Consider the following 13,074-nt stretch of genomic DNA (forward strand, 5'->3'; position numbering starts at 1 on the left):
TCGTAGAAATTACTGTGTGACCAGCCGGCTTACCGGCCACGCGCTGCCAGTCGGCACGCATCAGCTCCCATAGAAGGTTTGAAAGTGCATCACTTGATTCTTGCCCTGACCGTCACTCCGTCGCCTGATCCCACGGGCACGCTGCGGCCTGGCCTGTCCGAGGATCAGGTGACGCCCGGTACGTGGGGCTTCGTCCTCACGGCCTTCATTGTGATTCTGACCACGTTTTTGATTGTGGACATGGTTCGCAGGATTCGGCGGGTCCGCTACCGCGCACAGGTTGAGGAAGCGCGCCTGGCTGCCGAAGCTGGAGACGACGCCGGCAGCTCGGCTGAGGAGGGCGGCGAAAGCGGCCCTCGAGGCCGCTGAATCCGGCTCCAGGGGACTGAAGCAGCGAGCCAGGGCGCGCAGCAGGCCTAGCTCAGCACTGCCATCATGATCGCCACGAAGTGCGCGGCGAATGCCAGCACCGTGAAGGCATGGAAGAGCTCGTGGAAGCCGAAGTGCCGGGCACTGAAGTTCGGTCTCTTGATGGCGTAAAAGACAGCGCCGGCAATGTACAGCGCGCCGCCCACGCAAATGAGAATCGCTGCAGGGGCGTTGGCAGTGAAGAACTGGGGCAGATAGAACAAAGCTCCGCAGCCCAAGGCAATATAGACCGGAACATAGAGCCAGCGGGGAGCGTGCGTCCACAGAATGCGGAAAAGAACGCCAACTATGGCTCCGGACCACACCAGCCACAGCAGGGTCACGGCCTGTGAGCGTTCCAGGAGGGACCACGCTAGAGGCGTGTAGCTACCAGCGATCACCAGCATGATGTTGGTGTGGTCCAGTCGCTTGAGCAGCATCCGGACCTTGGGTGACCAGTTTCCGCGGTGGTAAACGGCGCTGACGCCAAACAGCAGAAAGCCCGTCAACGCGTAAATGGCTGACGTGATCTTGCGGTCCGGGGTAGGGGCGACGGTCACCAGGATTATCCCTGCAGCGAGTGCGAAGGGAGCGGCGACGGCGTGGATCCAGCCACGCCAAAGGGGCTTGGTTTCGAGGATCTCAGCCATGGGACAAGAATAACTTACGTTTCGGTAAGTTACCCACTGGTAACAAAGAGCGGGCCGAATTTGACTGGCGACTGCACCGGGGCGGCAGCTGGGGACGGTAGCCTTGGATGTGCGCCGTCGTCGTACAAGTAAGGAAGTCAGGTGAGTCCGGTGGAGCTGCCCGGTTTCCTCTATGGCTTCTACGAGCGCAAGCTACTGCGTTCCCTCAAGCAAGACAGAATCCCGCGGCATATCGGCGTCATGGTGGATGGAAACCGTCGGTGGGCCCGGCAGTTCAATGCGCCCACCAGCCAAGGACACCAGGCTGGGGCCGACAAGATCCACGAGTTCCTCGGCTGGTGCCAGGAACTCGGCGTCAAGGTAGTCACCCTCTACATGCTCTCCACGGACAACATGAGCCGCTCCGGCGAAGAACTGGACCTGCTCATGGGCATCATCGCCAACACCATGGACCGCCTTGACGAAGACGAAGACGTCTCCGTCCACGCCATGGGCGCACCGGAACTCCTCCCGGATTACCTGGCCGAGCGCCTCAACAAACTCACCGCCCGCACCCCCGTCCACGAAAAAATCCACGTGAACGTGGCCGTGGGCTACGGCGGCCGCCGCGAAATCGTCGACGCCGTACGCGAACTCCTGCACGACGCCGACGCCAAAGGACGCAGCATGTCCGACGTCGCAAATGAACTTTCGGTGGACGACATCTCCAGGTTCCTCTACACCCGCGGCCAACCCGATCCGGACCTCGTGATCCGAACCTCAGGCGAGCAGCGGCTCTCAGGCTTCCTCATGTGGCAAAGCGCCTACAGCGAGTTTTACTTCTGCGAAGCTCTCTGGCCGGCCTTCCGGAAGGTCGATTTTCTCCGTGCGCTCAGGGACTATGCCGGGCGCCAGCGGCGGTTCGGCGCGTAAGCGACCCCGGTTTACCAGAATTTAACGAGTCGGACATGCGACTTGCCGGGCGTGGATTGCGGAAATGAATGTGCTGAGGATTACGTTAATCCCATCAGCAGGCAAAACCGCCCGCTGATCGGGGAGGCCAGTATATGGAGCGGACTATCGCACCAGTTACATGGGAGGCCACGCCCGGCCTTCCGGCCGAGCCGCTTCACCATTAGGCCGGGCGAACTGCCCGGGGCTGGAGTCGATGTGGCTATTTCTGAGCAACTGCCCGCAATGGTTTCCGACGGGGAAAGTGCAGCTACCTCTCGCGCCAAGCGGGTCTCACCACAAGGGCGGACCACACCATCCGCCACAGGCCGCAGCTACGTGATCGATACGTCCGTCCTGCTATCCGATCCACACGCACTGTTGCGCTTCGCCGAACACGAGGTGATTGTCCCCATCGTGGTCATCAGCGAACTGGAAGGGAAACGCCACGACCCCGAACTGGGCTACTTTGCCCGGAAAGCGCTGAGGCTCCTGGATGACCTCAGAATCGAACACGGCGGACTGGACCATTCCATCCCCATCGGCAAAGACGGCGGAATGCTCAGGGTGGAAATGAACCACATCTCCCCGGAAGTGTTGCCCGCAGGATTCCGTGGGGGAGACAACGACAGCCGCATCCTGGCTGTCGCCAAGAACCTGGCCAACGAGGGCCACAACGTAACCGTCGTGTCCAAAGACCTCCCCATGCGCGTCAAAGCCTCTGCCATGGGACTTCAAGCTGACGAGTACCGCAACGAACTCGTCAAAGACTCCGGCTGGACGGGCATGGCCGAAGTGGACGCCACCGAGGAAGAAATCACTACCCTCTACGGCCACGAACCAGCTTTTATCCCCGCAGCCGCGGAACTGCCCGTCAACACAGGACTCGTTCTCCTCTCCAACCGCGGCTCCGCGCTGGGCCGGGTTGGGGCAGACAAGCAGGTCCGGCTCGTCAAAGGCGACCGTGACGTCTTCGGACTCCACGGACGTTCAGCAGAACAACGGTTGGCCATCGATCTCCTCATGGACCCCGCCGTGGGCATCGTCTCCATCGGTGGCCGCGCAGGCACCGGCAAGTCCGCACTAGCCCTCTGCGCGGGCCTGGAAGCCGTCCTGGAACGCCAGGAACACCGCAAAGTGGTGGTGTTCCGCCCCCTTTACGCGGTAGGCGGCCAGGAACTCGGCTACCTCCCTGGCTCCGAATCGGAAAAGATGAACCCGTGGGCGCAGGCCGTGTTCGACACCCTCGGGGCATTGGTCAGCCAGGAAGTCGTGGAAGAAGTCATGGACCGCGGCATGCTCGAAGTCCTGCCCTTGACCCACATCCGCGGACGATCCCTGCACGATGCCTTCGTGATTGTGGATGAAGCGCAATCACTCGAGAAGAATGTGCTCCTGACCGTCATGAGCCGCATCGGACAAAACTCCAAAATTGTCCTCACCCATGACGTCGCCCAGCGCGATAACCTCCGCGTAGGGCGGCATGACGGCGTCGCAGCTGTAGTGGAGACGCTCAAGGGCCACCCGCTGTTCGGGCACATCACGCTGACCCGGTCCGAGAGGTCGCCTATTGCGGCCCTGGTGACGGAGTTGCTCGAAGGGGCTGAAATCTAACCCCATCGACGCTTTGCCCACCTACGGCGAAGGCCAGACATCCTCTGCGTGCTAGCTCGTTCCTCGCTTTTGACGCACGCTGCCGGATGCCTGGCCTTCGCCTTGTCAGGCGCCCCGCCGGAAGTTGCTAGATGGCTATATATTGGGAAAAGGCTTCGTGGCCTTGTACTGTGAGGGTCCAGGTGGGGCGTTTGAAGGTGGTGGGGGTGAGGCGGACCCTTTGGACTTCTTCCACTTTTTCGCCCCAGCCATCGCGGAAGATGCCGTTGAGTTCGTAGCCCAGGGCGGTGGAGACGCCCAGAGATTGTTGGTTCCAGACGGCTGCCTCGGAGGCGGCTACTTCCGCATTCAGGTAATCGAAGGCGTAGCTGACGACGGCGGCACGCATCTCCTTGCCGAAGCCCTGGCCCTGTGCGGACTGCTTGAGCCATGAGCCCGTGCTGACCGTTTTGAGGGTGTTGAAGTTCTTGGCACCGATGTCTTGGACGCCCAGAAGCTCATCGTCGTTCCAGACTCCTAGGAGGAGAGTCCATGAGGCGGGGGTGAAATTGGCCCGGCAGCGCCAGTACCACTGGGCCATGTTCGGGGCGAGCTCGTCCTCTGGAAGTTCTGCCCACGGCACGCTGAATGGGCTCTTGCCGGGTCGGTGCACGCCGGAGCGGGCCGCAGCCACGGCGGCCGGGATGTCGTCGTCCAGAACGGGACGGAGGGTCAGCCTCGGGGTGGTGAGGGTGAGTCCGAACGGGGGCCATATTTCTGCCAGCGATGTCATCGCCGTAGCTTAGCGCGGATGGCGTGTGGCTCTTAGGCGGCGGGGCCTATGTCCCAAGAGATGTGGCGCCGGACGTCCGTGAGGTTCATCGATTCCGCCAGGAAAAGGTCGTCCAGCATGTACTCGTCCACGGCAAGGATCCTGAGCCAGTGGCCCTTGCCTGCGGAGTCTCCGTCCAGGCTTTCACTGGCGACGCAAACGCCGGTGGCGGTGTCGATCCTGATCATGGTCCGGCCGGGGTGTGCCAAGGGTTCCGTTGGGTCCGAGGGGACGTACGTGCGGCTGGGCGTGACGATGGTTTCCAGGGCCAGCCGGCCCTCATGGTCCACCTCGCGGGGTTGCTCGAGGAAGACGGGGTTGGTGTCCGGGAATTCCAGGGGGACCGGTGCCTTGCCGGCAAGTTCCACGGGATCCAGCGCGGCGGCGAGGCGGCCATTCCCAAAGGAGGGTTCCCCGTAGGCGGCCTCGGGACGCCGGCGGACGAGGCCGGCGTCGTCATAAACGGGCGTCACAAGATGAGCCGGCAGAAGCCACGAACGGCGCGTGGAACTGACGTAAAGATCATCCCGGGAGTCGTTGATGCCGGTGGTGCTGTGCAGAAGTTGGCCGTCCGGGGTTTCGAGGCGCAGTGCACCCGGGCGCCTGAGCCATGCCCGGACCAAGGTGGCCTTGGGCGCGGACCGTTCAAGGTACTCGAAGCGGAGGCTGGTCCACTTCCACGGCGAAGAACGGCAAAGATTGCGGAATGTGGAGGACAAGTCAAAACCCGGTCCTGCTGCACTATAGCGCCCCATATCCACAGTTTACCCAAGCGTTCAAGCGGGTCGGACGGTCAAAGCGGGATAGCATCCGAAGGTGATTCGACGACTCTCAGACCTCTGGACGGACAGCCCGATCGGCTTTTGGCTGGTAGTGGCCGCATGCGTGTACTTCGTGGTCACGGCAGTGCGGTTGACGGTGATAGATGTCCGGAGCCACCTGTTGCCCGATCGCATCGTGTTCCCGGCCTATGCGGTCGCCGGGACGCTCTTGCTGGCGGCGGCCCTACTGGCGTACTTCGCCGATGCACCCACGGAGGGCGCATCGGCGGCTGTGCTCTTTGGTGTGCCCGGCCTGGGTGTGATTGCTGGCGGTGCCGTGCTCTGGCTCTTCTACTTCGTGCTGCGGCTCGTTCACCCGCCGGGGATGGGCTTCGGCGACGTGAAGCTGGCCGGAGTGCTGGGCCTCTATCTGGGCTACCTGGGATGGAGCCACATTTTTGCGGGGACGTTCGCGGCCTTCCTGTTGGGAGGGCTGTGGAGCCTGGGTATCCTGGTGGCCCGGCGAGGCACGCTGAGCTCGGCCATCCCGTTCGGCCCGTTCATGCTGGCAGGCGCGGCTGCCGCAATGCTGATCCTTCCAGCGTGAAACCATGCAAGCGCTCGTTCCGGGCTAACTGCGGCCAAATTGCAACGCTCCCCGTCTTCTCGGTGTTAACCGTGCTGGGTCATGCTTTAGGCAAGGCCACCATCGAATTGAAGGAAAACTGACACCATGGGTGCACCCGAGTTCGTGCTCAGATTACGGGAGAAGATCGGTAACGACCCCCTCTGGCTGCCGGCCGTGCGGGGAGTGGTGTTTGATGACGATGGCAGGGTGTTGTTGGGTCAACGCGCCGACAACGGCCATTGGACGCTCATCACCGGAATGCTGGAACCGGGAGAGCATCCTGCACCCGGGCTCGTGCGGGAAATCTTCGAGGAAACAGCGGTGGTGGCCGAGACTGAGCGCATCATCGGCGTCGGAGTTGTGGGGCCGGTGACCTTCCCCAACGGCGACGTGTGCGACTTCCTGGACATCACGTTCCGGTGCCGGTACATCTCCGGCGAGGCGCAGGTCAACGATGACGAATCACTGGCAGTGGGGTGGTTCGCGTTGGACGAGCTTCCGGACATGAGCGCCGGAAACCTTGAGGCCATCAGGCTCGCCACGGAGCCCGAAGGCCCCGTGGCGTACCAAGTGGAGGACTAGCGTTACTGGCGTCCCGCGTCAGCACGATCCTTGTCGAATCCCTCCGACGCCGCCAGATCGGCTTCCAAACGCGCAGTCTCCAGTCGCTCTGCCTCCAGACGGTCAGCTTCGTCCCCGCCCACAGCCTCGCCGCGTGCCACCATGCCGGCGGTATCGGAGAGCGGGATCTGCTTCAGAGTAATGGCCAGGATCAGCGCGATGGCGATGAACGGAACCAGGTACCAGAACACCGGTGCCAGTGAATTGGCATAGGCGTTGACGATCGCATCGCGCAGCTGTTCAGGCATCTGTGCCAAGGCCTGGGGGTCCAGCGTGCTGGTGGACTGCGAGGCCTGCTCGGCAGAGGCCCCGGCCCCAGTGAAGGCCTCAGTGAGGGACTCCGCCAAGCGGTTGGTGAAGATTGCTCCGAAGACGGCCACGCCCAGTGAAGCGCCTACTTCACGGAAGTAGTTGTTGGTACTGGTAGCCGTACCGATCTGGTCCGCCGGAACAGAGTTCTGCACTACCAGGACGATGACCTGCATGATCAGTCCAAGGCCCGCGCCGAAGATGAAGAGCTGAACGCAGATAACCCAGATAGGGGTTGCCGCCGTGAGCGTGGTCAGCCACAGCATGGCAGCGATGGTGAGCGCTGCACCCAGGATGGGGTACATCTTGTACTTGCCGGTTTTGGAAATGCGGATACCGGAGTAGATGGACGTGCCCATCAGGCCAACCATCATGGGCAGCATCAGCAGGCCTGATTCGGCAGCGGAGGTTCCGGACGACATCTGCAGGAACGTAGGAACGAAGGCGATGGCCGCGAACATGCCCAGGCCCAGCGTGAAGCCAATGGCCGTTGCGTTAATGAAGATGGGGTTCTTGAACAGGCTCAGCGGAATGATGGGGTCCTCGGCGCGACGCTCGACCATCACAAAGAGAACCGCAGCCAGGACCATGCCGGCGCCAAACGCCCATGTAAGGGGCGAGTCCCAGCCCTCATCCTTCTTGCCACCAAAGTCGGTGAAGAAAATGAGGCACGTGGTGGCAGCGGAGAGGAACAGGACGCCGAGGATGTCGATCTTCTTCTCGGCCTTCTTGTTAGGCAGCGTCAGGGTGAACCAGGCGGTGATGAACGCGGCGATGCCGATGGGGATGTTGATGTAGAAAGCCCATTCCCAGGTCAGGTGGTCAACGAAGAACCCACCCAGCAGGGGTCCGGCCACGGCGGAGAGACCAAAGATGGCGCCCAACGGGCCCATGTACTTGCCGCGTTCTTTGGCAGGAACGATGTCGGCGATGATGGCCTGCGAAAGGATCATGAGTCCGCCGCCGCCCAGGCCCTGAATGGCGCGGAAGATGACAAAGCCCCAAAAATCGGTGGCAAACGCGCAGCCTACGGACGCAAGCGTAAACAGGGCAATAGCTACAAGGAACAGGTTTCGCCGGCCCAGGATGTCACCGAACTTGCCGTAAATGGGCATCACGATGGTGGTTGCCAGGAGATAGGCCGTGGTGATCCACGCCTGGTGCTCAACGCCGCCCAGCTTGCCCACGATCGTCGGCATGGCAGTGGAGACGATGGTCTGGTCGAGGCTGGACAGCAGCATGCCTGCAATCAGTGCCGAGAAGATGATCCAGATTCGCTTCTGGGTCAACAGCAGAGGTTCAGCTGCCTTGGAGAGTGTACTCATGCGGGGTCCTTCGAGGATTCAAGGGGGTTGGGGCCCAGTTGGTGGTTCGTGGCCAGCGGCTGGGCAAAGAGTTTGCGTGCGGCGTTGAGGTTCTGTTCGAGGATCCCGCGGTAGGGGCGCTCGTTGTCCTCCGAGAAGAACTGCTGCGCGGTCTTCTTGGATACTGCCCCGAATAACACCGTTGCCGTCATGACTTCGGGATGATCAGGGTCCAGGCCCTCACGGGCGGCGACCAGCTCCGCAAATTGGCGCTCGCGGGCCTCACCTTCAAGAGTGAGCCGCGCCAGGAGCTGCGGCTCGGCAGTGATGGCCGCGATGAACTGCTGAACCTCTGCGCGGCTGATGGAGGAGCGCTCCATCAGGGTCACTGTGAGGACATGCAGCGCAGCAAGAAGGGTTCCGGAAATGCTGTCCGGCGTGCGGGAAGTGTTCTGGTTGAATACTTCGAGCGCATCCGTCGGCAACTCATCCGAAAATGAGCCGATCACGGCGTCTTCTTTGGAATGGAAGTAGTTGAAGAAGGTCCGGCGCGAAATCCCCGCCGCCTCGCAGACTTCCTCAACCGTAAAACCGTTGAGGCCATGCTCAGCGGTCATGGAACGCGCGACGGCGGTGATCGCCGTCCGCGTGGCAGCCCGCTTGCGCTCGCGGAGGCCGCCGTCGATATTTGCACTATTGCTCACAAAGTAAAGTTTTGCACTCTTATTTCAATAGTGCAAAAAGACAGTGGAGTTTTTGTACAGCTAATGACCCTTAGGGGGCGCCTTAGGGGCGTTAGCTGTACAAAAACTCCGGGTGCGACGACGGCCGGCACCTTCCGTGCGGAAGGTACCGGCCGTCGTCGTGCTTCAGGTATTGAACCTTAGGGCTAGGCCTTGTGGGCCGGGGCCGTCATGGTGGTGACGTCCAGGGCTTTGTCGAGCTCTGCTTCGGTGACCTTACCTTCGCCCTCGCCGACGAAGCCGAGCTTGTCGGTGGCCTGGCGGATGGTGAGGCCTTCCTTGACGGCGATCTTGGCGATCTTGGCAGCGTTCTCGTACCCGATGTACTTGTTCAGCGGGGTCACGATGGACGGGGAAGCCTCGGCCAGGAAGCGTGCGCGCTCAACGTTGGCGGTGATGCCATCGATCATCTTGTCGGCCATGACACGGCTGGTGTTGGCCAGCAGGCGGATGGACTCGAGCAGGTTGGCGGCCATGACGGGGATGCCGACGTTGAGCTCAAAGGCGCCGTTGGTGCCGGACCAGGCGATGGCGGTGTCGTTGCCGATCACCTGCGCGCAGACCATGATGGACGCTTCGCAGATGACCGGGTTGACCTTGCCCGGCATGATGGACGAGCCCGGCTGGAGGTCCGGAATGGCGATTTCGCCAAGGCCGGTATTGGGGCCGGAGCCCATCCAGCGGAGGTCGTTGTTGATCTTCATGAAAGAGATCGCGATGTTGCGCAGCTGGCTGGAACCCTCGATCAGGCCATCGCGGTTAGCCTGTGCTTCGAAGTGGTCGCGGGCCTCGGTCAGCGGCAGGCCGGTGTCAGCTGCCAGCAGTTCGATCACACGTTCCGGGAACCCGGCCGGGGTGTTGATGCCCGTGCCCACGGCGGTTCCGCCGAGGGGGACCTCAGCAACGCGGGGGAGTGCTGCGTTGATGCGCTCAATGCCGTAGCGGACCTGGGCGGCGTAGCCGCCGAACTCCTGGCCCAGCATGACCGGCGTGGCGTCCATGAGGTGCGTGCGGCCGGACTTCACGACGTCCTTGAACTCAACTGCCTTGCGGTCCAAGGACGCTGCCAGGTATTCCAGGGCCGGGATGAGGTCGTTGATCAGGGCCGAGGTGGCGGCAACGTGCACGGACGTGGGGAAGACGTCGTTGGAGGACTGTGAGGCATTCACATGGTCGTTCGGGTGGACAACTTTGTCGCTCCCGGCGGACGCGAGGGCGCGCGATGCAAGCTCGGCGATGACCTCGTTGGTGTTCATATTCGAAGAAGTGCCCGAGCCGGTCTGGAAGACGTCAATCGGGAAGTCGCCGTCGTACTTACCGGTGGCAACCTCATCGGCAGCGGCAGCGATAGCCTCGGCGAGCTCACCATCGAGCACCCCCAGTTCGGCGTTCGCCAGTGCAGCTGCCTTCTTCACGCGGGCCAGGGCCTCAATGTGTGTGCGCTCAAGCGTCTTGCCGGAGATCGGGAAGTTCTCCACAGCACGCTGCGTCTGGGCGCGGTACAGGGCGTTCACGGGGACGCGAACTTCGCCCATCGTGTCATGTTCAATACGGAACTCAGTGGTGGAAGTCATGGGGCTAGCTTATGGCGATTGGACGCCTCACAGAAAACCCGGAGGGGAGTGCTACGTGCTCCGGCCCTGAGGCCGGAGCACGTCCTCCTAGAGCTTGCCGATCCCGGAAACGAGGGCCGCGCGGCCTTCGTCCAGCTTGTAGGACAGGCCGATCACGGCAACGCGGCCGTCGTCGATGGCGTCCGAAATCACACGTGAGCTGTCAGCCAGGCGGGCAGCGGTCTGCTTCACGTGCTCCACCACCATGTCGTTAACGTCGTCCTGGTTATTGCGCCTGGCCGTCAGGACCGACGGTGTAATGCGCTCCACGAGGTCGCGGATAAAGCCCGGAGGCATCTCGCCCGTTTCCACGGCCGACTTGGTGGCCTTGACCGCACCGCAGCTGTCATGGCCGAGGATGACGATCAATGGAACACGGAGTTCGCTGATGCTGTATTCGAGTGAACCCAGGACGGCATCGTCAATAACCTGGCCGGCGGTGCGCACCACGAAGGCGTCACCGAGGCCAAGGTCAAAAATGATCTCTGCAGCGAGCCGGGAATCCGAGCAGCCGAAGATCACGGCAAACGGGTTCTGGGTCTCAATCAGAGAAGAGCGTCGCGAAGCATCCTGGTTGGGGTGCAGGGATTCGCCGGAAACAAAACGTTCGTTGCCCTCGCGGAGACGGCGCCACGCCAGGGCTGGAGTCAGGTAAGTAGGCACGAGCCTTACTTTACGACGCGGACACCGCAGTCCGTGAAAGTGTTGCGCGTGATAAACCGGACGGCTTCTCAGGCGGAGGGCTGCGGAGACGACGTTGCGGTAGCCGGAACGCTGGCAGGCGGTGCCTGCTCTGCGGACTTCACGACGGCGGCGGCCAGGGTTGCGAACTCATCGAGCTTAGCCGTGCCGCTCAGGACGATGGTGGTGCCGCGATACTCCAAGACCATGCTCCGCTTTTCTTTGCCGGAGTCCCGCAGTTCCCACTCCTGGCCACCAGCGTTACGGGTTCCGGTCACAGGGAGGTTCTCTGTCTGCTGCAAAACCCACGTGGGGTTCGCCTGATTGGTCTGGGTGAGGCCAATGAAATTTTCCTTGGGAGTGAGGAACCCGATCTCCCAGGTAGGTACGCCGCTTCCAGTGCCGGACTCCCACCGGGCGTAATTGGGTTTGAATGTGTCGCCGACGTCCGGGGTGACGGGTGTGAATCCCGCCACACCTGTGGCGTTGCGGGCGATGGCCGCGACGTCAACATCAGGGCGGAATCCCTCGCCCTTGGGCGCCGGGTTCATCAAAACGATGGGAAGAAAAGCCAGGACACAAACCAACAACGCAATGACCATGCCGATGACAGAAGCGTTGGCCCGCTTGGCAGCTTTCGCCGCAATGACGGGTTTATAGGGGGCATCCGGGGCTACCTGGGCATCGGTGGGATTGGCCGCTGCAGCCTCGGATGGGTTCTCTGCTGCGGGCCTGTCCTGCGTTTCACTCACCCCTCCATGATCCCTTATCCGGGCAGGGAACACACATCCGGTAACCTCACCACAGGTGCCGGGGGCGGTGGTCATCCAACGACTCACTGACCACTCGGCGACTATGATCGTTGATAGAGGAACCCCGGGTTGCCCCGTGCAACCATGTCCGGTCCCGTGAATCGTCACTCGAAGAAGAGGTTCAAGTGTCTCCTGCACCAATGACCCAGCAGTATTCCACGATTTCGCCGTCGCTCGCCGTCGGCCTCGACGAACCCGACCGCAACCTTGCGCTTGAACTCGTCCGCGTTACCGAAGCTGCGGCAATTGCCGGCGGCCACTGGGTAGGTTTCGGTGACAAAAACAAGGCCGACGGCGCCGCCGTTGATGCCATGCGTTCATTCCTTCAAACCGTCCACTTCAACGGCGTCGTGGTCATCGGTGAAGGCGAAAAAGATGAAGCCCCCATGCTGTTCAACGGCGAGCAGGTTGGCGACGGCACCGGTCCCGAATGTGACGTCGCCGTCGACCCCATCGACGGTACCCGCCTGACCGCCCTCGGCATCAACAACGCCCTCGCGGTGCTGGCAGTAGCTGAGCGTGGCTCCATGTTCGATCCCTCCGCCGTGTTCTACATGGAGAAGCTCGTTACCGGCCCCGAAGCCGCCGACATGGTGGATCTTCGCCTGCCCGTCAAGCAAAACCTGCACCTCATCGCCAAAGCCAAGGGCGTCAAGGTCAACCAGCTCAACGTCATGATCCTGGACCGCGACCGCCACCGCCCCCTCGTGGAAGAAATCCGCGAAGCCGGTGCACGCACCAAGTTCATCATGGACGGTGACGTTGCGGGCGCCATCGCGGCAGCACGCTCCGGCACCGGCGTCGACGCCCTCATGGGCATTGGCGGTACCCCGGAAGGCATTGTCACCGCCTGCGCCATCAAGTCCCTCGGCGGCGTCATCCAGGGCCGTCTGTGGCCCACCTCGGACGACGAAAAGCAGAAGGCCATCGACGCCGGACACGACCTCGACCGCGTCCTCTCCACCAACGACCTCGTCACCTCCGACAACTGTTACTTCGCAGCAACCGGCATCACCGACGGCGACCTCCTGCACGGGGTCCGCTACCAGAAGGACCGCGTGCTGACCCAGTCGATCGTGATGCGCTCCAAGTCCGGAACGGTCCGCTTCGTGGAGGCCGAGCACCACGCATCCAAGTGGGAGACGTACGCGCGCAAGCCGTAACCCCTCCATTGCAGGTCGCGTCTTTG

Annotated in this window: 14 protein-coding genes; 6 read left to right on the forward strand and 8 right to left on the reverse strand. The window is 62.2% G+C overall.

Features of this window, described 5'->3' with window-relative positions:
* Window positions 1-84: 84 nt before the first annotated feature.
* A complete protein-coding gene (locus ACZ5J0_RS05825) occupies window positions 85-369 on the forward strand; it encodes a hypothetical protein (RefSeq protein WP_464094384.1) in 285 nt (94 codons plus the stop codon).
* A gap of 47 nt (window positions 370-416) precedes the next feature.
* Here ACZ5J0_RS05825 and trhA read toward each other — a convergent pair whose 3' ends face one another.
* Window positions 417-1,058, reverse strand: a complete 642-nt coding sequence (gene trhA / locus ACZ5J0_RS05830) for a PAQR family membrane homeostasis protein TrhA (RefSeq protein WP_223942080.1) — start codon at window positions 1,056-1,058, stop codon at window positions 417-419.
* A gap of 150 nt (window positions 1,059-1,208) precedes the next feature.
* On the opposite strand from trhA, the gene ACZ5J0_RS05835 reads away from it, so the two are divergent.
* On the forward strand, window positions 1,209-1,970 hold the full coding sequence (locus ACZ5J0_RS05835; RefSeq protein WP_142939972.1) for an isoprenyl transferase: 762 nt from the start codon (window positions 1,209-1,211) through the stop codon (window positions 1,968-1,970).
* Between the two features lie 237 nt (window positions 1,971-2,207).
* The gene (locus ACZ5J0_RS05840) at window positions 2,208-3,602 is read left to right on the forward strand and encodes a PhoH family protein (protein ID WP_142939880.1); all 1,395 of its coding nucleotides are present in this window, start codon (window positions 2,208-2,210) and stop codon (window positions 3,600-3,602) included.
* Window positions 3,603-3,729: 127 nt separating this feature from the next.
* Here the strand turns inward: ACZ5J0_RS05840 and ACZ5J0_RS05845 are convergent, their stop codons facing one another.
* Both ACZ5J0_RS05845 and ACZ5J0_RS05850 read right to left on the reverse strand, forming a co-directional pair.
* Window positions 3,730-4,374, reverse strand: a complete 645-nt coding sequence (locus tag ACZ5J0_RS05845; RefSeq protein ID WP_464094385.1) for a GNAT family N-acetyltransferase — start codon at window positions 4,372-4,374, stop codon at window positions 3,730-3,732.
* Window positions 4,375-4,406: 32 nt separating this feature from the next.
* The gene (locus ACZ5J0_RS05850) at window positions 4,407-5,168 is read right to left on the reverse strand and encodes a hypothetical protein (RefSeq protein ID WP_142939878.1); all 762 of its coding nucleotides are present in this window, start codon (window positions 5,166-5,168) and stop codon (window positions 4,407-4,409) included.
* 61 nt (window positions 5,169-5,229) lie between these two features.
* Here ACZ5J0_RS05850 and ACZ5J0_RS05855 point away from each other — a divergent pair, with 61 nt between their 5' ends.
* Both ACZ5J0_RS05855 and ACZ5J0_RS05860 read left to right on the forward strand, forming a co-directional pair.
* Window positions 5,230-5,781 (forward strand): prepilin peptidase, encoded by a 552-nt coding sequence (locus ACZ5J0_RS05855; RefSeq protein ID WP_142939877.1) that lies wholly within the window; start codon window positions 5,230-5,232, stop codon window positions 5,779-5,781.
* A gap of 126 nt (window positions 5,782-5,907) precedes the next feature.
* Entirely contained in the window at window positions 5,908-6,384 is a 477-nt protein-coding gene (locus tag ACZ5J0_RS05860; protein WP_142939876.1) for an NUDIX hydrolase, read from the forward strand.
* A 2-nt stretch (window positions 6,385-6,386) separates the two neighbouring features.
* Here the strand turns inward: ACZ5J0_RS05860 and ACZ5J0_RS05865 are convergent, their stop codons facing one another.
* From ACZ5J0_RS05865 to ACZ5J0_RS05885, 5 genes are all read right to left on the reverse strand, one after another.
* The gene (locus tag ACZ5J0_RS05865) at window positions 6,387-8,057 is read right to left on the reverse strand and encodes an MDR family MFS transporter (RefSeq protein ID WP_142939875.1); all 1,671 of its coding nucleotides are present in this window, start codon (window positions 8,055-8,057) and stop codon (window positions 6,387-6,389) included.
* The gene (locus tag ACZ5J0_RS05870; RefSeq protein WP_142939874.1) at window positions 8,054-8,740 is read right to left on the reverse strand and encodes a TetR/AcrR family transcriptional regulator; all 687 of its coding nucleotides are present in this window, start codon (window positions 8,738-8,740) and stop codon (window positions 8,054-8,056) included. The genes ACZ5J0_RS05865 and ACZ5J0_RS05870 overlap by 4 nt, the downstream gene beginning before the upstream one ends.
* Before the next feature lie 185 nt (window positions 8,741-8,925).
* A complete protein-coding gene (locus ACZ5J0_RS05875; RefSeq protein WP_464094386.1) occupies window positions 8,926-10,353 on the reverse strand; it encodes a class II fumarate hydratase in 1,428 nt (475 codons plus the stop codon).
* 87 nt (window positions 10,354-10,440) lie between these two features.
* Window positions 10,441-11,055 carry a carbonic anhydrase gene (locus tag ACZ5J0_RS05880; RefSeq protein ID WP_464094387.1) on the reverse strand — a complete coding sequence of 205 codons (615 nt, stop codon included), beginning with the start codon at window positions 11,053-11,055 and terminating at the stop codon, window positions 10,441-10,443.
* Between the two features lie 68 nt (window positions 11,056-11,123).
* Window positions 11,124-11,825 (reverse strand): DUF4245 domain-containing protein, encoded by a 702-nt coding sequence (locus ACZ5J0_RS05885; protein ID WP_464094388.1) that lies wholly within the window; start codon window positions 11,823-11,825, stop codon window positions 11,124-11,126.
* Window positions 11,826-12,025: 200 nt separating this feature from the next.
* Between ACZ5J0_RS05885 and glpX the strand changes: the two genes are divergently transcribed.
* Window positions 12,026-13,048, forward strand: a complete 1,023-nt coding sequence (gene glpX / locus ACZ5J0_RS05890; RefSeq protein WP_187697249.1) for a class II fructose-bisphosphatase — start codon at window positions 12,026-12,028, stop codon at window positions 13,046-13,048.
* The last annotated feature ends 26 nt before the right edge of the window (window positions 13,049-13,074 follow it).

The organism is Arthrobacter sp. DualSoilB13 (assembly GCF_055389195.1).